Source organism: Pseudomonas sp. TE3-3-F2023 (genome assembly GCF_036784815.1).
Lineage (GTDB): Bacteria > Pseudomonadota > Gammaproteobacteria > Pseudomonadales > Pseudomonadaceae > Aquipseudomonas > Aquipseudomonas pudica.
The window spans coordinates 2,580,477-2,602,602 of the sequence record NZ_CP145113.1; the positions used below are offsets into that span (position 1 = coordinate 2,580,477).

A 22,126-nucleotide genomic window follows, 5' to 3' on the forward strand; every position below is an offset into this window, starting at 1 on the left:
TACCCTCAGACCAGCGCGTTGCGTTTGGCCATTTCAATCAGGTCGACCAGCGTATTGACCTGAAGTTTGTGCATGAGGCGCTTCTTGTAGGTACTGACGGTCTTGCTGCTGAGGAACATGCCCTTGGCAATTTCCTTGTTGCTGCGGCCTTGGGCGAATAGTTGCAGTACCATCAGTTCGCGGTCATTTACCTGGCGGAAAAGTTGCAAGTCGGCATCTACCGCATGGTCATGCTTGATTGCCTGGCTGGGGAAATAGTTGTAACCAGCCAGCACGGCCTTGATTGCACTGAGCAGTTCGCTCAGGTCTTCCTGTTTGCACACATAGCCTGCAGCACCCGAGTGCATGCAGCGTACGGCAAACAATGCGGGAGATTGCGCGGTCAGTACCAGCACCTTCAGGGGCAGGGCCATGGCCTGGAACCGGGCAAGCACCTCCAGCCCGTCCAGCTTGGGGATGCTGATGTCGAGGATGACCAGGTCGGGCGAGGTTTCGCGAATCATCTGCATGGCGTCAACGCCGTTGTCCGACTCGCCGACAACCTTGTAATTCTGGTTTTCCAGCAACATACGAACGGCCAGGCGGATGACGGGATGGTCGTCGACGATAAATATGGAATGCATGTTCAACTTCCCTGCGGGCGATTGAGGATGACAGGCGGCACCTTATCGCAGTTGAAAGTCATCGGGCATGCGAGGAAGGGCTATTAGCCCTATATGGGAAATGGCTTACAAGATAAAACACTTCGGGCTACGAGCCAGGCACATTTAACTCAATGTCAAAACGTGATTGGTAACTTTTCATTTATTTTTATTCGTGTTGTTTAACTTGTCGCCAGTGTATGTAGGAAGTTTCCCACAAAGTACGGTGCAGCTCCGGGCAATGCCCGGGTTGCACCGTCAGGGCTCAAGTCGGGCTGGAGCGCCCGGTCATTTCCCGGGCCATTTCGCTGGCATAGCTGTCGGTCATCCCGGCGATGAAGTCGATCATGCGCAGGAAGGCGCTGTGCAGCGAGCCGTGCGGGTCGGGGGCATTGTTGCCGATCAGGTCCAGTACCCGGCGGCTCTTGAACGAGGGTGTGCGCCCACCGTGCTGCTCGAGGGCCGCCCCGCAGAAGGTGTTCAGCAGGATCTCCAGCGTGGTGTAGGCGCCGATCTCGTGCAGGGTCTTGCGCTTGTCCTGGAAGATCTTGTTGCGTGCCATGGCCTTGGCCTGCAGCACGCAGCGCTTGGCCGGGCCGTGCATGTGTTCGACCAGGTCGCCCGCAAGCTGGCCGGCCAGCAAGGCCTGCTGCTGCTCGACGAAGGCGCGAGCGGCAGCGTTGGTCAGGTGCTCGATGGCCTTGCCGCGCAGGATCGCCAGCTTGCGCCGCCGGGAGTCGCCAGGGCCGAGCTGGCGGTAGGTTTCCGGCAGGTCATCGCCGACCAGGTCGAGCAACAGCGCTTCGACTTCAGCGTACTGCAACAGCTCCATTTCCAGGCCGTCTTCCAGGTCGATCAGCGCGTAGCAGATGTCATCCGCAGCCTCCATCAGGTAGACCAGCGGGTGGCGCGCCCAGCGCTGGTGTTCCAGTTGCGGCAGGCCGAGCTTGCGGGCGATCTGCTCGAGCAGCGGCAGCTCGCTCTGGTAACTGCCGAACTTGTGCTTCTTGTAGCCCAGGGCGTCGGCGTGGCGTGCGCTCCATGGGTACTTCAGGTAAGTACCGAGGGTGGCATAGGTCAGCCGGGTACCGCCGTCGAACTGGTGGTACTCCAGCTGGGTGAGTACGCGAAAGCCTTGGGCGTTGCCTTCGAAGTTGAGGAAGTCGGCGCGCTCGTCGTCGCTCATGTCGTCCAGCCAGCCACGCCCGGCGGCCTGCTGGAACCAGTGGCGGATGGCGTCTTCGCCAGAGTGACCGAACGGTGGGTTGCCGATGTCATGGGCCAGGCAGGCCGACTGCACGATCATCCCCAGGTCGCTGGGGGCGCACCAGTCCGGCAGGCTGTCGCGCAGGGTTTCGCCGACGCGCATGCCCAGCGAGCGGCCAACGCAGCTGACTTCGAGCGAGTGGGTCAGGCGTGTGTGGATATGGTCGTTGCTGGAAACAGGGTGCACCTGGGTCTTGCGCCCGAGACGGCGGAAGGCTCCGGAGAAGATGATGCGGTCGTGGTCCTTGTGAAAGGGGCTGCGCCCGAGTTCATCGGCGCTGTACAGGGCTTTGCCCAAGCGTTCGCGGGTGAGCAGGGTGTGCCAGTCCAAGGCGCGGTCTCCTGTGGATCGAGGGGTATAGCTTCCGGTGTCCGGAAGGGCAGCGCAAGGGGTAAGCCTGTAAGGGCCCTATCGCCGGCAAGCCGGCTCCCACAGGGATCGCACATGGCGTGAGACCGATGCGGTCGAGGTGGGAGCCGGCATGCCGGCGATAGGGCCGGTGCAGTCGACGGAAAACGCTCAGGGGCGGCGGCTGCCTTGCAGGTACAGGCGCAGCAGCGGCAGCAGGCCGGTGCCCAGGCGCAACAGCCGCGCCAGGTTGCCGCTGCGCACACCTTTGCCGGTGAGGAAGCCCAGCGCCACCACGGCGCCAATCCCCCACAGCGGCGCATGCTTGATGCCCAGCCCGTCGTGCAGCGAGCTGCCCATGCCGCGCACGCGGCGCAGCGGCTCCAGCAATTGCGCGGACTCGTGGCGGATTTCCTGGCGGTGCATTTCCATGCGCAGGCGCAGCAGCGCCTTGCGCAGTTCACGCGGGTTACGGGTGTTTGGCAGTTCTGGCAGGCTCATGGCAACAGGCGCTCCCGGTCCTTGGCAAGTTCCTCTAGGGTGGCGCCGAAGGGCGACGACTCGTCGAACACCGCTGCTTTCAGGCGCAGGCCGCAATACAGCGCGGCGATGCCGTAGAACACGCACAAGCCGATGATGCCGGCCAGGCGATAGCTGTCCCACAGCAACACCAGCAGCAGCCCGGACAGCGCCGTCAGCAGCAGCAGGGCGAATACCAGGGCCAGGCCAGCGAACAGCAGCAAGCTCAATGTGCGACCCTTCTGCTCCTGCAACTCGATGCCGAACAGTTCGATATGGCTGTGCAGCAGCCCCAGGGCAGCCGCGCCCAGGCGCTTGCCCGAGGCGCTGGCGCCGTTGGCGTCGTTCTCCATGGGAACCCCTTAGCGCCGGTTGGCCAGCAGGCCGATCAAGAGGCCGACGCCTGCGGCAATGCCGATCGCCTGCCATGGTTTTTCCTGCACGTACTGTTCGGCACTGCCCAGTGCTGCGTGGCCGCGCTCGCGCACCGAGTCCTGGGTCAGCTGCAGGTTTTCGCGGGCTTGGGCCAGGCGATCGTGGATCTGTGCGCGCAACTCGTCAGCCTGGTCGCCGGCCAGGTTGGCGGTGTCGGCCAGCAGCTTCTCGGTATCGCGGACCAGAGCCTGGAAGTCAGCCATCAATATCTCTTGTGCAGTCTTTGCCGATTTGCTGGCCATGGGTGTCTCCCTGTCGATGGATGTTGGTAGTTCGAGTGATAGCACGCGCGGAAGGTTCAAGTGCCGGCGCTGGTATGGGCCTTGCTAAGCCTTTGCCACGTTGCGGGGCGCCCCAGGCGAGTATTGGGCCAATTCAGGGCGCCAGCGCAGCGGATACCGATAAACCTTAACCCAATCCACGACAAACCCAAGAAAAAACCACGCAGGCTCCGCCCGGCTCACCGAAACAGGGCAGGGGGCTGGCACCGAATCGGTGCAGGGATGCAGGTTCTTGAGCTGTCCTGGTGCCTTTTTCAGCAGGTCTGCCTATTTCATGGAAAACATGCACAGCGCGATGGACTCCCTGGTCCACGGTTCCAACACCCTGTTCATTCTCATGGGCGCCATCCTGGTGCTGGCCATGCACGCCGGCTTCGCGTTTCTCGAAGTGGGCACGGTGCGCCACAAGAACCAGGTCAACGCCTTGTCGAAAATTCTCAGCGACTTCGCTATCTCGGCACTGGTGTACTTTTTCATCGGCTACTGGATCGCCTACGGTGTCAGCTTCTTCCAGCCGGCGGCGGCGCTGGCGGCCGACCATGGCTATGCGCTGGTCAAGTGCTTCTTCCTGCTGACCTTCGCCGCGGCGATCCCGGCGATCATCTCCGGGGGTATCGCCGAGCGGGCGCGCTTCGTGCCGCAACTGTGTGCCACGGCGTTGATCGTGGCGTTCATCTACCCGTTCTTCGAGGGCGTGGTGTGGAACGGCAACCTGGGCGTTCAGGCCTGGTTGCAGGCACGCTTCGGCGCGCCGTTCCATGACTTTGCCGGCTCGGTGGTGGTGCACGCCATGGGCGGCTGGCTGGCGCTGGCTGCGGTGTTGCTGCTGGGCGTGCGCCGCGGGCGCTACCGCGATGGCCGGCTGGTGGCGTTTGCGCCATCGAGCATACCCTTTCTGGCATTGGGCTCGTGGATCCTGATCATCGGCTGGTTCGGCTTCAACGTCATGAGTGCCCAGACGTTGCAGGGTGTCAGCGGCCTGGTGGCGATCAACTCGCTGATGGCCATGGTCGGTGGCACCCTGTCGGCCCTGCTGGCCGGCCGTAACGACCCGGGCTTCCTGCATAACGGGCCGCTGGCCGGGCTGGTGGCGGTTTGTGCAGGTTCCGACCTGATGCACCCGATCGGTGCGCTGGCCACCGGCCTGGTGGCGGGCGCGCTGTTCGTCTGGACCTTCACTGCGGCGCAGAACCGCTGGAAGATCGACGATGTGCTGGGTGTGTGGCCGTTGCATGGTCTGTGCGGTGTGTGGGGCGGCCTGGCCTGCGGCATCTTCGGCCAGGAGCTGCTGGGTGGCATGGGCGGTGTCAGTCTGGCAAGCCAGTTGCTGGGCAGCCTGATGGGCGTGGTGGTGGCGCTGGCTGGCGGTTTTGCTGTGTATGGTGCAATCCGCGCGCTGCACGGGCTGCGCTTGAGCCATGAGCAGGAGTTCCAGGGCGCGGACCTGTCGCTGCACCGTATCGGCGCCACCAGCCAGGATTGAGCCAGGTCAGGTGCACGGGGGGCAGGACGGACCTAGAATAGGTTTCTCCCTGTCAAATCGGACTTGCCCCCATGCTGCCTGAATGCCAACTGTTCGGCACCCTCGGCTGCCACCTGTGTGAAGTGGCCGAGGCCGTGCTGATGCCCTTCGTCGACCATGGCCTGCTGGTGGAGCTGGTCGACATTGCCGAGAACGAAGCCATGTACGAGCGCTATGGCCTGATCATTCCGGTGCTGCGCCGCTGTGACAATGGCGCCGAGCTGCACTGGCCGTTCGATGCCGGACAGGTGGTGGCGTTTCTCGAGCAGTAACAGCGCCAGGGGAGGTTTGTCCCTGCTCCATGCAGTGTGCTGCGTTGTGATGATCCGCTGCCGGCACGTTGAGGCCGGCATCCATCACCGGTCATCAGGAATCCAGCCATGCGCATTTCTCCCCATTTCACCCTCGATGAAATGACCATTTCGCAGCTCGCCGCCAGGGAAGGGCTCGACAACAATCCTCCCGCTGAAGCGCGTGCCAACCTGCAGTTGCTGTGCAATGCACTGGAGCAGGTGCGTGCGTTGTTCGGCGCACCAATCATCGTCAGCAGCGGCTATCGCAGCCCCGCAGTCAACCAGCGCATTGGCGGGGCGTTGACGAGCAAGCATCTGCAGGGGCTGGCGGCTGACTTCACGGTGATTGAAGTGAGCCCGCGCGAGGTGGTGCGCCGTATCAGCGAAAGCGCCATCCCCTTCGACCAGCTGATCCTCGAATTCGATAACTGGGTGCACCTGGCTGTGTCGCGTAGCGCCCCACGACGCCAGGTGCTGACCATCCGCAAAGGCACCGGCTATCTGCCGGGCCTGCAATGAAGCGCATTGACGGCGACAAGGGGATGTTCGTATGCTGTATATAAATACAGTATCGAGGTAAAGCCATGCTCAATGTCGAGCAACTCAAGTACAGCGTCAACCGCATGCCCGTCGAGCGGGTGGCCGACGCTGTTCTGGAACTGCGCCTCGAAGGCTTGGTGACCGACGACCGCACTCCGTTCGGCAAGGTCCATTTCAATACCTGCTTCGCCGAAATCGAGGCCCTGTTCCAGCGTGCCGGCTACCACCGTGGGTTGGACGTGGTGGGTTACCAAGGGTTGCTCTATGCCCTCTACGACCCGGGGCGATGGGAGCCGGTGCAGGTGTTGCGATGGCTGAAGGAGCGCTGCGAGGCCATTGCCAAGGCTGGTTGAGGGCGCGGGCTTGGGGGATAATGCGCGGCCGTGAACGTTTCGAGCCCTGCCATGACCACGCCTTTCGACCCCGCCCGCCAGCAAGCCAGCACGGTGTGCCTGCCTCCCGGTAACTGGGCGACGGTGCTTGACTGCCTGTGTGACCATTTCAAGGCCATCGACCGCGCCCAGTGGCTCGACCGCTTTGCCCGTGGTCGGGTGCTGGATGCCGAGGGGCGGGCGGTTTCTGCCGAACTGCCTTACAAGCGCGGTATGCGTTTGCATTACTTCCGTGAGGTGCCGAACGAGCGGCCGATCCCGGTGCGGGAGACCGTACTGCATGTGGATGAGCACCTGGTGGTAGCCGACAAGCCGCATTTCCTGCCAGTGACGCCGACAGGTGAATACGTCGAGCAGACCTTGCTGCGCCGCCTGATCCGCCGCCTGGGCAACCCGCATCTGGTGCCGTTGCACCGTATCGACCGGCACACTGCCGGGCTCGTGCTGTTTTCCGCCAACCCGCAGAGTCGCAGTGCCTACCAACGGTTGTTCCCCGAACGGCGCATCGACAAGCGCTACCAGGCCATTGCCGCGGCCATGCCGCAGCACGATTTCCCGCTGGTGCACAAAAGCCGCCTGGTACATGGCGAGCCGTTTTTCCGCATGCATGAAGTAGAGGGGGAGGCCAACAGCGAAACCCTGGCCGAAGTGCTGGAGAAAAATGGCGAGCTGTGGCGTTACGGGCTGTCGCCGGTGACTGGCAAGACCCATCAACTGCGTGTGCACATGGCGGCATTGGGGGCGGGGATCTGCAATGACCCGTTCTATCCGCAGTTGCTAAACGAAGAGGATGATTACCAGCGGCCACTGAAGTTGCTGGCGCAGAGCCTGCGCTTTGCAGACCCGCTGAGCGGGGAAGAGCGCTATTTCGAGAGCTGCTTGCAGCTGGATTGGTAGTCTGGACGGGGTCGTTGTAGGAGCGGCCTTGTGTCGCGATGGGCCGCTCCTACAGGGCCCTAGCGGTTGAACCGCTCTACCAGCGAGTACTGGGTACCCGCCGTGCTGGTCAGCTCTTCGCTGAGCAGCGCCGAGTGCTGGGCCTGTTCGGCAGTCTGGTCGGCCAGGTCGGCAATGGTGCTGATGTTGCGGCTGATCTCGTCAGCCACTGCAGTCTGCTCCTCGGTCGCTGCAGCAATCTGGGTGGCCATGTCGGTAATGTTGGCCACCGCTTCACTGATGCCCACCAGCGCCTCGTCGGCCTGCATTACACGGTCGACGCCTTCCTGCGCCTGGCGATGGCCGGTTTCCATGGTCAGCACGGCATTGCTGGCAGTTTGTTGCAGCTTGGCGATCAGGCCGTGAATCTGCCCGGTGGATTCGGCAGTGCGCTGGGCCAGCTGGCGCACTTCGTCGGCCACCACGGCAAAACCTCGGCCCATTTCACCGGCACGTGCCGCTTCGATGGCCGCGTTCAACGCCAGCAGGTTGGTCTGGTCGGCGATGCCCTTGATCACGTCGACCACCCCACCAATCTCATCGCTGTCCTTGGCCAGTTGCGTAACCGTCTGGCCGGTCTCGCCCACCGCCGCCGACAGGCGTTCGATGGCCTCGCGGGTTTCACCGGCAATCTGCCGACCCTGGCTGGTCAGGCGGTTGGCTTCCTGGGTGGCATCGGCGGTTCGCTGCACGTGGTTGGCCACTTCCTGGGTGGTGGCGGCCATCTGGTTGACCGCAGCGGCAACCTGCTCGGTCTCCACCCGCTGGCGCTCCAGGCCTGAAGAACTCTTGTGCGCCAGCGCGTCGGACTGGCGCGCCTGTTCGCTGAGGTGTTCGGCGCTGTCCTGCAGGCGGGTCAGGCAGGTTTTCATGCGCGCGTCCTGGCTGAGCATGGCCATTTCCAGGCGCGCCTGCACGCCACGGCTGTCGGTGTACATCTGCGCGATCAGCGGGTCGGAGGTGGTCTGTTCGGCCAGGCGCAGCAGGCGCTTGAGGCCGCGCTGTTGCCAGCTCAGGCCCAGCAGGCCCAGCGGTACGGAAAGCCCGGCAGCCAAGGCGAAGCCCCAGGAATGGCCCAGCCAGTTGCCGATCAGGAAGCCTACCTGGCTGATCAGAATGAACGGCAGCCAGTCCTGCAGCACCGGAAGCCACTTGTCCCGGCGTGGTATCGGCGGTTTGCCCTGGTTGATGCGCTGGTACAGCGCCTCGGCGCGACGGACCTGCTCGGCGGTAGGTTTGACCCGCACCGACTCGAAGCCGACCACCTGATTGTTGTCGAAGATCGGCGTGACGTAGGCGTTGACCCAGTAGTGGTCACCAGACTTGCAGCGGTTCTTGACGATGCCCATCCACGGCTGGCCCTGCTTGAGGGTTTGCCACATGTGGGCAAACACCGCTGGCGGCACATCCGGGTGGCGTACCAGGTTGTGCGGCGCACCGGTCAGCTCTTCGCGGGTGAAACCACTGATCTCGATGAAGGCATCGTTGCAGTAAGTGATCACACCTTTGGCATTGGTGGTGGAGATCAACCGCTGCTGGGCAGGGAAAGTCCGTTCTCTCTGGGTAATCGGCTGGTTGTTACGCATGGGTTGATAGTCCGCAGGGCTTTCGACAGATATCGGCAAGCCGCTGGTTTTATTGAATGAATAATTAATGTGCTTGATCTATAGCAATAAGCCAGCACGTGATCTGGTTTACCCAGCGAGCACGTTCAAGCAAGTTAGCGTCATTATTGCGTTTTTACTGCTTTTTCATGACGGATAGGTCGAATGATGACCGATTAGCTAGCCAAGAGCCAGCATTGGGTAGCTGAACAGGGTGAAGTGCACCAGGTTAAGGGCGAAATGGCAGAGTACCGCCGCCGCCACACCGCCCCAGCGGTACGCCAGCCCGTAGCCGATTCCGGCAAGGGTGGCCAGGTACACCCATTGCCAGCCGGCTCCCAGGTGGGCCAGGCCGAACAGCAAGGCGGCGGCGAACAATCCTGCCCCTTGGTGGCGCAGCAGCCGTTGCAAGCCGGCCTGGATGTAACCGCGGAACAACAGCTCTTCGGTCAGGCTTACCAGCAGCAGGTTGTTCAGCAGCCAGAGCCAGGCTTGGTCGGGCCATTTCGGGGCCCAGGCCAGCATGCCCAGTGCCCAGGCACCGCCCAGGCATGCAAGCAGGGTCAGGGGCAGGGCATACAGCAAGCTGCTGGCCAGGCCCTGGCTGCGCCACAGGAACAACCAAGGGCAGGCCAGCAGCAGCCAGGCGCCGATCAGTGGTTTGTCCAGGTTCAGGTACATCGTGAAGGGCAGGGCGCCGGGGCTGAGGACTACGCCGTCGATGACCTTGGCTGCGTTGTAGCCGGGCAACCAGTGCAATGCCAGGGCAATGGCCAGCAGGATGAACACCGTGTGGCCGAGGGCTTGTTGCCAGCGCTGGGGGCGGCGAGCGAGCAGGGCGCTGGCAAGCAGGGCGAGAAAGGTGGGCAGGGTGGTTATGCCGAGGTTGCCGTGGCTCAGGGCAAGGGTGTAGCCAAGCGCCAGGAGTAAAAGTGCGATCAGGTGGAGGCGAGGCACAAGTGGTCCTTCTGATTGAACGATGTTGGGTCTGCTGCGCGGCCCATCGCCGGCACAGCAGCCCCAAGCATACCCGCCTCAACCAGCAATCAGCTGGCGCAACACATAATGCAATATTCCCCCGGCCTTGAAGTACTCCACTTCATTCACGGTATCGATCCGGCATAGCACCTCGATCTGCTCCTGCTGCCCATCCTCGCGGGTGATGCGCAAGGACAGGCTCATGCCCGGGTGGATCTGTGCGCCGTCCAAGCCCAGCACATCGATCTTCTCCTTGCCGGTCAGGCCCAGTTGCTTGCGGTTGTGCCCGGCCTTGAACTGCAGCGGCAGTACGCCCATGCCTACCAGGTTGGAGCGGTGAATGCGCTCGAAGCTTTCCGCCAGTACCGCCTTGACCCCCAGCAGGTTGGTACCCTTGGCTGCCCAGTCGCGGCTCGAGCCGGTGCCGTACTCCTGGCCGGCGATCACCACCAGCGGGGTGCCTTCCTGCTGGTAGCGCATGGCCGCGTCATAGATCGACAGCTTCTCCCCACTGGGCACGTGCAGGGTGTTGCCGCCTTCTTCTCCCGCCAGCATTTCGTTGCGGATGCGGATGTTGGCGAAGGTACCGCGCATCATCACTTCATGGTTGCCACGCCGCGAGCCGTAGGAGTTGAAGTCGCGGGGCTCCACGCCCTGCTCACGCAGATAGCGCCCGGCCGGGCTGTCGGCCTTGATGTTGCCGGCTGGCGAAATATGGTCGGTGGTCACCGAGTCACCCAGCAGCGCCAGGATCCGCGCACCCTGGATGTTGGTGATCTGCGGGGGTGGCCCGCCGATGTTTTCGAAGAACGGCGGATGCTGGATATAGGTGGAGTCGGCCTGCCACACGTAGGTGGCCGCCTGCGGTACCTCGATCGCCTGCCACTGTGCATCGCCGGCGAACACCTCGGCGTATTCCTTGTGGAACATCGCCGTGTCGACCTTGGCCACGGCAGCGGCGATTTCCTGCTGGCTGGGCCAGATGTCGCGCAGGTATACCGGCTGGCCATCCTTGCCGGTGCCCAGCGGGTCGCGGGTCAGGTCCAGGCGCACGCTGCCGGCCAAGGCATAGGCCACCACCAGCGGCGGCGAGGCCAGCCAGTTGGTCTTGACCAGCGGGTGCACGCGGCCTTCGAAGTTGCGGTTGCCCGACAGCACCGATGCCACCGTAAGGTCGGCGCTGGCGATGGCGTTTTCGATCGCTTCATCCAGCGGGCCGGAGTTGCCGATGCATGTGGTACAGCCATAGCCGACCAGGTCGAACCCCAGTTGGTCCAGATAGGTGGTGAGCCCGGCGGCCCTGAAGTAGTCGGTGACCACCTTGGAGCCTGGCGCCAGTGAACTCTTGACCCAGGGTTTGCGTTGCAGGCCTTTTTCCAGAGCCTTTTTCGCCACCAGCCCGGCGGCCATCATCACGCTGGGGTTGGAGGTATTGGTACACGAGGTGATCGCGGCAATTACCACGGCGCCATCGCGCAGGGTGTGGGTCTGGCCTTGATGACTGTAGTCGATCTCCCCGGCCTGGTCGGCGTTGCCCACTGCCACGCCGCCGCCACCTTCGCTTTCCAGGCGGCTGACTTCTTTGGCCAGCGGTTTGGGTTGCAGTTCGATGAAGTGGTCGAAGGCCTGGCTGACCTGGCCCAGGGCCACCCGGTCCTGCGGCCTTTTTGGCCCTGCCAGGCTGGCCTCGACCTCATGCATGTCCAGCGCCAGGCTGTCACTGAACAGTGGCTCCTGGCCGGGCTGCCGCCACATGCCCTGGGCTTTGCAGTACTGCTCGACCAGTTGCACGGTCGCCTCTGGGCGGCCGGACAGGCGCAGGTAGTCCAGGGTCACCTGGTCGACCGGGAAGAAGCCGCAGGTGGCGCCGTATTCCGGGGCCATGTTGGCGATGGTCGCACGGTCCGCCAAGGGCAGCTCGGCCAGGCCGTCACCATAGAACTCGACGAACTTGCCCACCACGCCCTTCTTGCGCAGCATCTGCGTCACTGTCAGCACCAGGTCGGTGGCGGTGATGCCTTCGCGCAGCTTGCCGGTCAGCTTGAAGCCGATCACTTCGGGGATCAGCATCGACACTGGCTGGCCGAGCATGGCTGCCTCCGCTTCGATGCCGCCCACGCCCCAGCCGAGCACGCCCAGGCCGTTGATCATGGTGGTGTGCGAGTCGGTACCCACCAGGGTGTCGGGGAAGGCATAGGTGAGGCCATCTGCCTCGCGGGTCCAGACGGTGCGGCCGAGATATTCGAGGTTGACCTGGTGGCAGATGCCGGTGCCCGGCGGTACCACGCTGAAGTTGTCGAAGGCGCTCTGGCCCCAGCGCAGGAAGGCATAGCGCTCGCCGTTGCGCTGCATCTCTATGTCGACGTTTTCGCTGAAGGCCTGTGGCGTGCCGTAGCGGTCGACCATCACCGAATGGTCGATCACCAGGTCCACGGGTGATAGTGGGTTGATGCGCTGCGGGTCGCCGCCGGCCTTGGCCATGGCTGCGCGCATGGCGGCCAGGTCGACCACGGCCGGCACACCGGTGAAGTCCTGCATCAGTACCCGCGCCGGGCGGTACTGGATCTCGCGGTCGGAGCGTCGCTCGCCCAGCCATTGGGCGAGGGCGCGCAGGTCGTCGCCGGTGACGGTCTTGCCGTCCTCCCAGCGCAGCAGGTTTTCCAGCAGCACCTTCAGCGACATGGGCAGGCGTTGCAGGTCGCCCAGTTGGCGGGCGGCCTCGGTGAGGCTGAAGTAGTGGTAGGTCTTGTCGCCGACCTGTAGGGATTTGAGGGTATTCAGGCTATCGAGCGAGGGCATTGCCAACTCCTTCTGCGCCGGTGCCTGGCAACATTTGCCGGTGGCACCGCTCTGTATCGATCCGCACGGCACGGACCTGGCTGAAAGGTCAGGTTAGACCGCTTTGCGCCACCTGACCCTTTTCTGGACCGGCGGGGCGTGTCGCAGGTTCCGATCTTCCTTTATCATCGCCGCCCTGCCGGCGCCTGTGGCGCGCCAGCCGTAGTGGAGTGAGAGATGAATACCCTGTTCATGCATTGCCGGCCCGGTTTCGAGGGTGAGGTGTGCGCCGAAATCAGCGAACATGCCGCCCGCCTGGGTGTTGCCGGCTATGCCAAAGGCAAGCCGCAAAGTGCCAGTGCCGAGTTTGTCTGTAGCGAGGAGGGCGGTGCCGAGCGCTTGATGGGGGAACTGCGCTTCAACCAGCTGATTTTCCCGCGGCAGTGGGCCCGTGGCGGTTATGTCGAACTGCCGGAGAGCGACCGCATCAGTGTGCTGCTGGCGCACCTCGCCGGGCTACCGGTGTTCGGCAGCCTGTGGCTGGAGGTGCTGGACAGCAACGAAGGCAAGGAATTGTCCACCTTCTGCCGCAAGTTCGAGGTGCCACTGCGCAAGGCCCTGGAAAAGGCCGGCCGCCTGGTCGACGACCCCAGCCGCCCGCGCCTGCTGCTCACCTTCATCAGCGGTCGCCGGGTTTTTGCCGGTGTTGCTCCGGCCAACAACAGTGCGCTGTGGCCCATGGGCATCCCGCGCCTGAAATTCCCCCGCGAGGCGCCCAGCCGCTCGACGCTCAAGCTGGAAGAGGCCTGGCACCAGTTCATCCCGCGCGAGCAGTGGGAGCAGCGCCTGGGCGATGACATGACCGGCGTTGACCTGGGGGCCTCGCCGGGTGGCTGGACCTACCAGTTGGTGCGCCGGGGCATGCTGGTGACCGCCATCGACAACGGGCCGATGGCCGAAAGCCTTATGGATACCGGCTTGGTCCAGCACCTGATGGCCGACGGTTTCACCTGGCAACCGAAGCAGCCGGTGGACTGGATGGTGTGCGATATCGTCGAGAAGCCAGCGCGTACCACCTCGCTGATCGAGACCTGGCTGGGCGAGGGGTTGTGCCGTGAAGCTGTGGTCAACCTGAAGCTGCCGATGAAACAGCGCTATGCCGAAGTACGCCGGCTGCTCGACCGCATGGAGGCGACCTTCAAGTCGCGCAAGATCAAGGTGTCGATTGCCTGCAAGCAACTGTATCACGACCGCGAGGAAGTGACCTGCCATCTGCGCCGGATGGACTTGAAACCGCGCTAGTACAGCGAACCGCTTTGTTCTTTTACTTGCTCTCGCTCTTGCTTCGGCTTTTGCTTTTAAGCGCGCGATAGTTCAGGCGCCGCCGATTGCGACTTCAGGAGGCCGAGCGAAGGGACTGCGGAGGGAGGTGACGGGCATGGATGCCCGTCAAGCGCTGAGGCCCCATGGATGGGGCCTGCAGCGCGTACTCCCGGGAGCAGGCCCGTAGCGAGGGGACCCCGGAGCGCAGCGTAGGGGCCGGATGATAGGAGCCAGCGTTTTTTGGTTACTTTTTGTCGCGTTTGACAAAAAGTGACCCGCCGTAAGGGCGGAAAGGTGAATAAGCGCCACCTTCGAAAATGAATGTTGACCTTGTTGTTGATGCCCACTCTTAAGAGCGAAGAGCGAAGAGCGGAAAAGTACTGGTCTTGAGTTCGCACATAGTCCATTTACGATGGCGACGCATACTCACCTTTTCGCCCTTACGGCGAGTCACTTTTTGCCAAACGCGGCAAAAAGTAACCAAAAAACGCTGCGCTCCCATCATCCGGCCCCTACGCTGCGCTCCGGGGTTCCCTCGCGCCGGTCTTGCTCCCGGGAGTACGCGCTGCAGGCCCCATCCATGGGGCCTCAGCGCTTGACGGGCATCCATGCCCGTCACCTCCCTCCGCAAAACCTCTGCTCGGCCTCCTGAAGTCGCGAAGATCAAGATCAAGATCAAGAACAAGAACAAGAGCAAGAGCAAGAGCAAGAGCAAGAGCAAGAGCAGGGCGCGTCTTCACAGGCGGTGCTTGGTCCACGTCGCGCGATGCGCGACAATAGCGATCATTTGCGGAGTCCCCCATGACTGATTTCACCCCCGACGCCATCCTCGACGCCACCGGCCTGAACTGCCCGGAACCGGTGATGATGCTGCACCAGCACGTGCGTAACCTGGCCGCTGGCGGCCTGCTCAAGGTCATCGCCACCGACCCCTCGACCCGCCGCGACATCCCCAAGTTCTGCAACTTCCTCGGCCACGAACTGCTGCAGCAGCAGGAAGACGCCGGTACCTTCCTGTACTGGATCCGCAAGAAAGCCGACTGAGCCGCTCTGGAACACACCCGGCGTTGCGCCTACACTGCGTTCCCCAGACAGGAGAGCGCCATGCTGATAGTTGCCGACGAGAACATCCCGCTGCTCGATGCCTTCTTCCAGGGGTTCGGCGAAATCCGCCGTTACCCCGGCCGAAGCCTCGATGCCGCCAGCGTAAAGGACGCCGACATCCTGCTGGTGCGCTCGGTGACCAAGGTCGACCGCCAGTTGCTCGAAGGCAGCCGCGTGCGCTTTGTCGGTACCTGCACCATCGGCACCGACCACCTCGACCTGAACTACTTTGCCGAGGCTGGCATCCACTGGAGCAGCGCACCTGGCTGCAATGCCCGCGGCGTGGTCGATTACGTGCTGGGCAGCCTGCTGACCCTGGCCGAACTGGATGGCGTGGCACTGCCCGAGCGCGTGTATGGCGTGGTGGGTGCGGGTGAGGTAGGTGGCCGCCTGGTGCGGGTGCTGCACGGCCTGGGCTGGAAGGTACTGGTATGTGACCCGCTGCGCCAGGCCGCCGAGGGCGGTGACTACGTCAGCCTCGAGACCATCCTGCAACAGTGCGATGTGATCAGCCTGCACACCCCCTTGCAGCGTGGCGGCGAGCACCCGACCTGGCACCTGTTGGGCCAGGCGCAGCTGGCGCAGTTGCGCCCCGGTGCCTGGCTGCTCAATGCCAGCCGTGGCCCGGTGGTGGACAACGCCGCCCTGCGCGAACTGCTGCTGGACCGCGAAGACCTGCATGCGGTGCTGGATGTGTGGGAGGGGGAGCCGCAGGTCGACCTGCAACTGGCCGACCTGTGTACGCTGGCTTCGCCGCACATTGCCGGCTACAGCCTCGACGGCCGCCAGCGTGGTACGGCGCAGATCTACCAGGCGCTGTGCCGCTTCCTCGGTGTGGATGAACAAGTGCAACTGGCCGACCTGCTGCCCCGGCCGCCGCTGGCGCAGATCGAGCTGGATGCCAGCACCGACCCGGCCTGGGCCTTGGCCACCTTGTGCCGTGCGGTATACGACCCACGTCGCGACGATGCCGATTTCCGCCGCAGCCTCAGCGACGACCCGCAGCAGCAGCGTGCAGCGTTCGACCAGTTGCGCAAGCAGTACCCGCCACGGCGCGAGATAGAGGGGCTGATGGTGCGCTTGCGCGGGGAGTCGCCGCAGTTGGCGCAGCTGGTCAGTGCCTTGGGTGGGGTGTTGGTCTGACAGCCTTTTGAAAGCTGTACCGGCCTCTTCGCGGGTAAACCCGCTCCCACAGGCAGCCTGCTGACCTCAAGGCTTGTGTTGTCTCTGTGGGAGCGGGTTTACCCGCGAAAGGGCCGGTACAGGATTCAGGCAAATAAAAACCCGGCGCAAGCGCCGGGTTGCAAGAATTCGCCGATCAACCTTTGCGTACGCGCTCGACCCGGCTTTCTTCCAGGGCCTTGCATGCCTGCTGGATCATCTGCTCGGTGATCGGTACTTCGCGCCCCTGGGCATCGATGATCGAACCGCACACCTGCGGCTGAGGGGCATTCCGGGGCTTCTGGTTGTCGCTGCCATGCTGCAAGCTCATGTATTGTCTCCTCATCAGTTTCAAGCGCAGGTTAACCCTGTGCCGTGACTGGCCTGTGACAGTACCCGCAGGGTCACGGCAGGCACAGTCCACCAGAAACGGCAGTAAAGCTCCATAGACTGGTTAGACCGATAGGCTATAGCAACCCTGCAAGGGTTCCACAGGCGTGGATGAGTGGTAGGCTGCGGTTTCCCCGCCAATGTAGTCTGCGCCATGCCCGAATCGGTTTCCCCGCGCCAACGCCGCGCCCTGCGCCTGGGTTGGCAGTTTGTCCGTCCGTACCGTCGCCAGGTGCTGCTGGCCTTGCTGGCCCTGGTAGTCACCGCCGCCATCACCCTGTCCATGGGCCAGGGCATCCGCCTGCTGGTGGACCAGGGCTTCATGACCCGCTCCGCGCATCAGCTCAACCAGACCATTGGCCTGTTCCTGCTGTTGGTGGTGGCCCTGGCAGTGGGTACCTTCAGCCGCTTCTACCTGGTGTCGTGGATCGGCGAGCGCTGCGTGGCCGATATCCGTCGGGCCGTGTTCGACCACCTGATCGGCCTGCATCCCGGGTTTTTCGAAGACAACCGCAGCTCCGAGATCCAGTCGCGGCTGACCGCCGACACCACCTTGCTGCAATCGGTAATCGGCTCTTCGCTGTCGATGTTTCTGCGCAACGCGCTGATGGTCATCGGTGGCGTGGTATTGCTGTTCATCACCAACCCCAAGCTCACCAGCATCGTGGTGGTGGCCCTGCCACTGGTGCTGGCACCGATCCTGCTGTTCGGCCGCCGCGTACGCAGCCTGTCGCGGCAAAGCCAGGACCGGGTGGCGGATGTGGGTAGCTATGTGGCCGAGACCCTCGGACAGATCAAGACCGTGCAGGCCTACAACCACCAGGCGCATGACCGCCAGCTGTTCGCCGGTACGGTCGAAGCGGCGTTTGCCGTGGCCCGGCAGCGGATTGTCCAGCGTGCCTGGCTTATCACCTTGGTGATCGTGCTGGTTCTTGGAGCGGTGGGGGTGATGTTGTGGGTTGGCGGCATGGACGTGATCGCCGGGCGCATTTCTGCGGGCGAACTGGCCGCCTTTGTGTTCTACAGCCTGATCGTCGGCAGTGCGTTCGGCACCCTCAGCGAGGTAATTGGCGAGTTGCAGCGGGCGGCGGGCGCCGCCGAGCGCATTGCCGAACTGTTGGCGGCGCGCAGTGCGATCCTGCCGCCCGCCATGGCGCAGGTGCTGCCGCAGCAGCGGGCCAGTGGGCGTATCGAGCTGCAGCAGTTGGTGTTCGCCTACCCATCACGGCCCTCGGTGGCGGCTGTCGATGGCCTGAGCCTGGCCATCGAGCCGGGGCAGACCGTGGCGCTGGTGGGCCCGTCGGGGGCGGGCAAGTCGACCCTGTTCGATTTGTTGCTGCGCTTCTACGACCCCCAGCAGGGGCGCATCCTGCTTGATGGCCGGGCGATCACCGAGCTCGACCCCGATCACCTGCGCCATCAGTTCGCCCTGGTAGCACAGAACCCTTCGCTGTTTCGCGGCACGGTCGAGGCCAACATCCGCTATGGCCGGCCCGAGGCGACCCTGGCCGAGGTCGAGGCAGCTGCCCGAGGTGCTCATGCCGATGCATTCATCCGGCAATTGCCGCAGGGCTACCAGACACCGCTGGGCGAGGGCGGCATCGGCCTGTCTGGCGGTCAGCGGCAGCGCCTGGCCATTGCCCGTGCGTTGCTGGTCGATGCGCCGATCCTGTTGCTGGACGAAGCCACCAGCGCACTCGACGCGCAAAGCGAACACCTGATCCAGCAGGCGCTGCCCAGCCTGATGGCCGGGCGCACCACCCTGGTGATCGCCCATCGCCTGGCTACGGTCCAGCATGCCGACCGTATCGCGGTCATCGACAAGGGCCGGCTGGTGGCGGTGGGGACGCACCGCCAGTTGATCGAAGAGAGCCCACTGTATGCCCGGCTGGCGGCCCTGCAGTTCACCGCGGGTTAGCTTGTCGTGGCTCTGTAACATTTCTGTAGTAATTGCCTGAGAGTATCTAGCTCAACTGTTGCGTAAGTGCTCGACCTGGCTGCCATTGCTTGATGGCAGCCTTTTTTTGGCCTGCCAGCAACCGGGCTGCGTTGCACCTTGTTGCCAGCTTGCGCGGCCCTACGGTCTTCCTCCTGCTTTCCGAGATCCAAGATGTTGCGTAAATCCCTCAGAGTGCAAATTCTCTCCCTGCTCGGCGGCAGTCTGGTGGCGATGTTGCTGATCGCCCTGGTGTGCTTCCAGTTCCTTTCCTCCAGCGTGCGCGGCTACGCCGAGCTGGTTGACGGGCCGCTGCGGGCCTCGCAACTGATTGACGAAGCCAACCTGCAGTTCAAGATTCAGGTGCAGGAATGGAAGAACGTGCTGCTGCGCGGGCGCCAGCCGGCTGACATGGACAAGTACTGGCAGCAGTTCCAGGCTCGCGAGCAGCAGGTGCAGAAACTGCTCGGACAATTGATCGACAGCAGCGACGCCAGGCTGAAGGCGCCGTTGCAGCAGCTGCGTGACAGCCACCGGCAGCTGGGCCAAGCCTATGCGCAGGGTCGCCAGGCATTCCTGGCGGCGGGCGGCGACCCTGTGGCAGGCGACCAGGCGGTCAAGGGCGTGGACCGCGCCGCCAGCGAGCAGATGAGCGAACTGGTCGAGCAATTGCGTGCCGAGGCCCTTCAGCACGCCGCCAGCCTCAGTGCTGGCGCCGAGCGCACGGTATGGCTGGGCCTGCTGGTGATGCTGGTCTCGGCCGTGCTGGTGGGGCTGCTCAGTCTGTGGTTGGTCAACCGCAGCCTGGTCGAGCCGATCCGCCAGTTGATCGACTATGTCGCGCAGCTTAGCCAGGGCCGCTTTGCCGCCCGGGTAGACAGCCGCCGCGAGGACGAACTGGGCCGCCTGGCGCGGGCCGCCAATACCCTGCGCGACTTCCTTGCCGACACGGTCGGCCGGCTGCAGGACAACGCCCAGGAACTGGAAGGCGCCAGTGGCCAGTTGCGCAGCATCGCCGGCGACATGGCCCGTGGTACCCACGACCAGTTCCAGCGCACCGACCAGGTGGCCACGGCCATGCACGAGATGTCCGCCACCGCCCAGGAAGTCGCCCGCCACGCCGCCGAGGCCGCCCGCGCGGCGGACGATGCCGACCACAGTGCCCAGGCGGGCGAGCAGGTGATGCAGCAGACCATCGACATCATCGGCGCGGTCAACCGCGAAATTGCCGGTACGGCGGCGGTGATACGCGACCTGGAGCATGACAGCACGCGCATTGGCAAAGTCCTCGAGGTGATCCGCGGTATTGCCGAGCAGACCAACCTGCTGGCGCTCAACGCGGCCATCGAAGCGGCCCGTGCCGGCGAGGCCGGGCGAGGTTTTGCGGTAGTCGCCGATGAAGTGCGCAGCCTGGCCCAGCGGACGGCGGCGTCAATCGCCGAGATCCACCAGATCATCGAGGCGGTGCAATCGGGGGCGGTGGAGGCGGTCAAGGCCATCGAAAGCGGCCAGCAGCGCAGCGAGGAGGGTGCCGAGCAGGTGCAGCAAGCCGGGCAGATGCTGCAGCGTATCACCTTGGCAGTGGAAGCGATCCGCGACATGAACCGGCAGATCGCTACCGCGGCCGAAGAGCAGACCAGCGTGGCCGAGGACATCTCCTGCAACCTGATCGAAATCACCTGCATCGCCACGGCTAACCAGCAGGCCGTACAACATACCGAGCAGGCGGGGCAGCGCTTGCATGGGTTGTCCGGGCAACTGGGCGAAGTCACCTCCCGCCTGAGCGCCTGATTTCAAGGGGCCGCTGCGCAGCCCATCGCCGGCAAGCCAGCTCCCACCGTGGCTGTGCAGGCCTGCTCTTTGTGGGAGCTGGCTTGCCGGCGATGGGGCGCGTAGCGGCCGCAGGGGGAAACCCGCCATCTGACAGGGGCAAACTCTTCCCCACTGGCGGATTGTCGCCATGCGACCCGTCGCCCACCCCCTGTATTCACTGCTCCAGACTCAGTTGGCACGTTCCCTGCTCAAGGCGGCGCGCGTGTACACAACAACTGGATAACATCAATGAAGAAATTCCTGCTGACGTTCCTCTGCCTGGGCGTCATCGGCTGCTCCAAACCCGCGGAACCGGAAAAGACCGTCGACGTGCTGCTGATCGGCGGTGGCATCATGAGTGCCAGCCTGGGCACCTACCTCACCGAGCTGGAGCCTTCCTGGAAGGTCGACATCTACGAGCGCCTGGACCAGGTGGCCGAAGAAAGCTCCAACGCCTGGAACAACGCCGGTACCGGTCACTCCGCGTTCTGCGAGCTGAACTACACCAGCGTCGGCAAAGACGGCAGCATCGATATCAGCAAGGCTGTCGGGGTCAACGAGCAGTTCGAGGTGTCCAAGCAATTCTGGGCCTACCAGGTCGAGCAGGGTGTGCTGAGCAACCCGAATTCGTTCATCAACAACGTGCCACACATGAGCTTTGTCTGGGGCGACGACAACGTTGCCTTCCTGCACAAGCGCGTTGACGCCCTGCAGCACAGCTCGCTGTTCCGCGGCATGGAAATCTCCGAAGACCACGAGCAGATCCGCAAGTGGGCACCGCTGGTGATGGAAGGCCGTGACCCGGGGCAGAAGGTCGCCGCCACGCGCATGGCCATTGGCACCGACGTGAACTTTGGCGAAATCACCCGCCAGCTGTTCGCCGCGATGACCCGCAACCCCAATGTGTCGCTGAACCTGCGCCATGAAGTGCGCGACATCGTGCGCAACGACGATGGTACCTGGCATGTGCGGGTGGCCGACCTGGCCAACGGCGGCGAGGAAAAGGCCGTCAACGCCCGTTTCGTGTTCATTGGTGCTGGTGGTGGCGCGCTGAAGCTGCTGCAGAAGTCGGGCATCCCCGAAGCCGAAGGCTATGCCGGCTTCCCGGTCGGCGGCCAGTTCCTGATGACCGACAACCCAGACCTGGTCGCCCGCCACCAGGCCAAGCTGTACGGCAAGGCCTCGGTCGGCGCGCCGCCGATGTCGGTACCGCACCTGGACACGCGGATGATCGATGGCAAGCAGGTGCTGCTGTTCGGTCCGTTCGCCACCTTCTCCACCAAGTACCTCAAGCACGGCTCGCTGCTGGACATGTTCGCCTCGCTGAACAGCCACAACGTACTGCCGATGGTCAATGCCGGTATCGACAACATCGACCTCAGCACTTATCTGATGGGGCAGTTGATGCTCAGTTTCGATGACCGCATGAACGCGCTGCGCGAGTACTTCCCCAACGCCAAGAACGAAGACTGGAAGCTGCTGCAGGCCGGCCAGCGGGTTCAGGTGATCAAGAAGGACCCGGTACTGGGCGGTGTGCTGCAATTCGGTACAGAAGTGGTGGCGGCCCAGGACGGCAGCATCGCTGCGTTGCTGGGGGCATCGCCGGGCGCCTCGACCGCGGCGCCGATCATGCTGACCGTGCTGGAAAAGACCTTCAAGGACCGTATCCAGTCGCCAGCCTGGCAGGCCAGGCTCAAGGAAATCGTGCCGAGCTATGGCCAGAAGCTGAACAACAACCTGGCGCTGACCAACCAGACCCGGGCATGGAGCAGCGAGCGCCTGCAGTTGCTGTATGTGCCGGTGGAGGCCGAGCAAGCGTTATGACCGCTTGATGCAGCCCTTTGTAGGAGCGGCCTTGTGTCGCGA

The 22,126-nt window shown here is 63.7% G+C and carries 20 protein-coding genes; 11 read left to right on the forward strand and 9 right to left on the reverse strand.

All coding sequences use genetic code 11. The annotated features are described in order from the left end of the window. Nucleotides 1-5: 5 nt before the first annotated feature. From V3314_RS11720 to V3314_RS11740, 5 genes are all read right to left on the reverse strand, one after another. Nucleotides 6-623: a response regulator transcription factor gene (locus V3314_RS11720; RefSeq protein WP_046616274.1), complete on the reverse strand. Its 618-nt coding sequence runs from the start codon at nucleotides 621-623 to the stop codon at nucleotides 6-8. A gap of 283 nt (nucleotides 624-906) precedes the next feature. Further along, a complete protein-coding gene (locus V3314_RS11725) occupies nucleotides 907-2,238 on the reverse strand; it encodes a deoxyguanosinetriphosphate triphosphohydrolase (protein ID WP_085601519.1) in 1,332 nt (443 codons plus the stop codon). Between the two features lie 189 nt (nucleotides 2,239-2,427). Beyond that, the gene (locus V3314_RS11730) at nucleotides 2,428-2,757 is read right to left on the reverse strand and encodes a hypothetical protein (protein WP_046616272.1); all 330 of its coding nucleotides are present in this window, start codon (nucleotides 2,755-2,757) and stop codon (nucleotides 2,428-2,430) included. Continuing rightward, complete coding sequence (locus V3314_RS11735; RefSeq protein ID WP_013971683.1) at nucleotides 2,754-3,128, reverse strand: phage holin family protein; 375 nt, start codon at nucleotides 3,126-3,128, stop codon at nucleotides 2,754-2,756. The genes V3314_RS11730 and V3314_RS11735 overlap by 4 nt, the downstream gene beginning before the upstream one ends. Before the next feature lie 9 nt (nucleotides 3,129-3,137). Then, on the reverse strand, nucleotides 3,138-3,452 hold the full coding sequence (locus V3314_RS11740) for a YqjD family protein (RefSeq protein ID WP_046616271.1): 315 nt from the start codon (nucleotides 3,450-3,452) through the stop codon (nucleotides 3,138-3,140). 313 nt (nucleotides 3,453-3,765) lie between these two features. On the opposite strand from V3314_RS11740, the gene V3314_RS11745 reads away from it, so the two are divergent. The 5 genes from V3314_RS11745 to V3314_RS11765 all read left to right on the forward strand — a co-directional run bounded on the left by V3314_RS11745 (nucleotide 3,766) and on the right by V3314_RS11765 (nucleotide 7,135). After that, the gene (locus tag V3314_RS11745; protein ID WP_338460251.1) at nucleotides 3,766-4,974 is read left to right on the forward strand and encodes an ammonium transporter; all 1,209 of its coding nucleotides are present in this window, start codon (nucleotides 3,766-3,768) and stop codon (nucleotides 4,972-4,974) included. Nucleotides 4,975-5,045: 71 nt separating this feature from the next. Further along, nucleotides 5,046-5,285, forward strand: coding sequence for a glutaredoxin family protein (locus V3314_RS11750; RefSeq protein ID WP_085601521.1), 240 nt, complete (start codon nucleotides 5,046-5,048; stop codon nucleotides 5,283-5,285). 108 nt (nucleotides 5,286-5,393) lie between these two features. After that, a complete protein-coding gene (locus V3314_RS11755) occupies nucleotides 5,394-5,825 on the forward strand; it encodes a D-Ala-D-Ala carboxypeptidase family metallohydrolase (RefSeq protein ID WP_046616268.1) in 432 nt (143 codons plus the stop codon). 65 nt (nucleotides 5,826-5,890) lie between these two features. Next, nucleotides 5,891-6,199 carry a hypothetical protein gene (locus tag V3314_RS11760; protein WP_046616267.1) on the forward strand — a complete coding sequence of 103 codons (309 nt, stop codon included), beginning with the start codon at nucleotides 5,891-5,893 and terminating at the stop codon, nucleotides 6,197-6,199. A 51-nt stretch (nucleotides 6,200-6,250) separates the two neighbouring features. Next, the gene (locus V3314_RS11765) at nucleotides 6,251-7,135 is read left to right on the forward strand and encodes a pseudouridine synthase (protein ID WP_338460252.1); all 885 of its coding nucleotides are present in this window, start codon (nucleotides 6,251-6,253) and stop codon (nucleotides 7,133-7,135) included. A 59-nt stretch (nucleotides 7,136-7,194) separates the two neighbouring features. Here the strand turns inward: V3314_RS11765 and V3314_RS11770 are convergent, their stop codons facing one another. The 3 genes from V3314_RS11770 to acnA form a co-directional block, all read right to left on the reverse strand. Further along, nucleotides 7,195-8,760 (reverse strand): PAS domain-containing methyl-accepting chemotaxis protein, encoded by a 1,566-nt coding sequence (locus V3314_RS11770; RefSeq protein ID WP_046616265.1) that lies wholly within the window; start codon nucleotides 8,758-8,760, stop codon nucleotides 7,195-7,197. A gap of 198 nt (nucleotides 8,761-8,958) precedes the next feature. After that, nucleotides 8,959-9,735: a type II CAAX endopeptidase family protein gene (locus V3314_RS11775; protein ID WP_135002943.1), complete on the reverse strand. Its 777-nt coding sequence runs from the start codon at nucleotides 9,733-9,735 to the stop codon at nucleotides 8,959-8,961. Between the two features lie 78 nt (nucleotides 9,736-9,813). Then, nucleotides 9,814-12,555 carry an aconitate hydratase AcnA gene (gene acnA / locus V3314_RS11780; RefSeq protein WP_135002942.1) on the reverse strand — a complete coding sequence of 914 codons (2,742 nt, stop codon included), beginning with the start codon at nucleotides 12,553-12,555 and terminating at the stop codon, nucleotides 9,814-9,816. 216 nt (nucleotides 12,556-12,771) lie between these two features. On the opposite strand from acnA, the gene rlmM reads away from it, so the two are divergent. The 3 genes from rlmM to pdxB all read left to right on the forward strand — a co-directional run bounded on the left by rlmM (nucleotide 12,772) and on the right by pdxB (nucleotide 16,104). Then, complete coding sequence (gene rlmM / locus V3314_RS11785; RefSeq protein WP_046616262.1) at nucleotides 12,772-13,836, forward strand: 23S rRNA (cytidine(2498)-2'-O)-methyltransferase RlmM; 1,065 nt, start codon at nucleotides 12,772-12,774, stop codon at nucleotides 13,834-13,836. Between the two features lie 822 nt (nucleotides 13,837-14,658). Further along, nucleotides 14,659-14,901, forward strand: a complete 243-nt coding sequence (gene tusA / locus V3314_RS11790) for a sulfurtransferase TusA (protein WP_003248727.1) — start codon at nucleotides 14,659-14,661, stop codon at nucleotides 14,899-14,901. A 60-nt stretch (nucleotides 14,902-14,961) separates the two neighbouring features. Continuing rightward, nucleotides 14,962-16,104, forward strand: coding sequence for a 4-phosphoerythronate dehydrogenase PdxB (gene pdxB, locus V3314_RS11795; RefSeq protein WP_338460253.1), 1,143 nt, complete (start codon nucleotides 14,962-14,964; stop codon nucleotides 16,102-16,104). Between the two features lie 175 nt (nucleotides 16,105-16,279). On the opposite strand, the gene V3314_RS11800 is transcribed toward pdxB, so the two are convergent. Then, nucleotides 16,280-16,453, reverse strand: a complete 174-nt coding sequence (locus tag V3314_RS11800; protein WP_196188676.1) for a PA1571 family protein — start codon at nucleotides 16,451-16,453, stop codon at nucleotides 16,280-16,282. A 213-nt stretch (nucleotides 16,454-16,666) separates the two neighbouring features. Between V3314_RS11800 and V3314_RS11805 the strand changes: the two genes are divergently transcribed. The 3 genes from V3314_RS11805 to mqo all read left to right on the forward strand — a co-directional run bounded on the left by V3314_RS11805 (nucleotide 16,667) and on the right by mqo (nucleotide 22,084). Beyond that, nucleotides 16,667-18,430, forward strand: coding sequence for an ABC transporter transmembrane domain-containing protein (locus tag V3314_RS11805; RefSeq protein WP_135003095.1), 1,764 nt, complete (start codon nucleotides 16,667-16,669; stop codon nucleotides 18,428-18,430). Between the two features lie 192 nt (nucleotides 18,431-18,622). Next, entirely contained in the window at nucleotides 18,623-20,239 is a 1,617-nt protein-coding gene (locus tag V3314_RS11810; protein WP_338460254.1) for a methyl-accepting chemotaxis protein, read from the forward strand. 270 nt (nucleotides 20,240-20,509) lie between these two features. After that, on the forward strand, nucleotides 20,510-22,084 hold the full coding sequence (mqo, locus tag V3314_RS11815) for a malate dehydrogenase (quinone) (protein ID WP_338460256.1): 1,575 nt from the start codon (nucleotides 20,510-20,512) through the stop codon (nucleotides 22,082-22,084). Nucleotides 22,085-22,126: the final 42 nt, after the last annotated feature.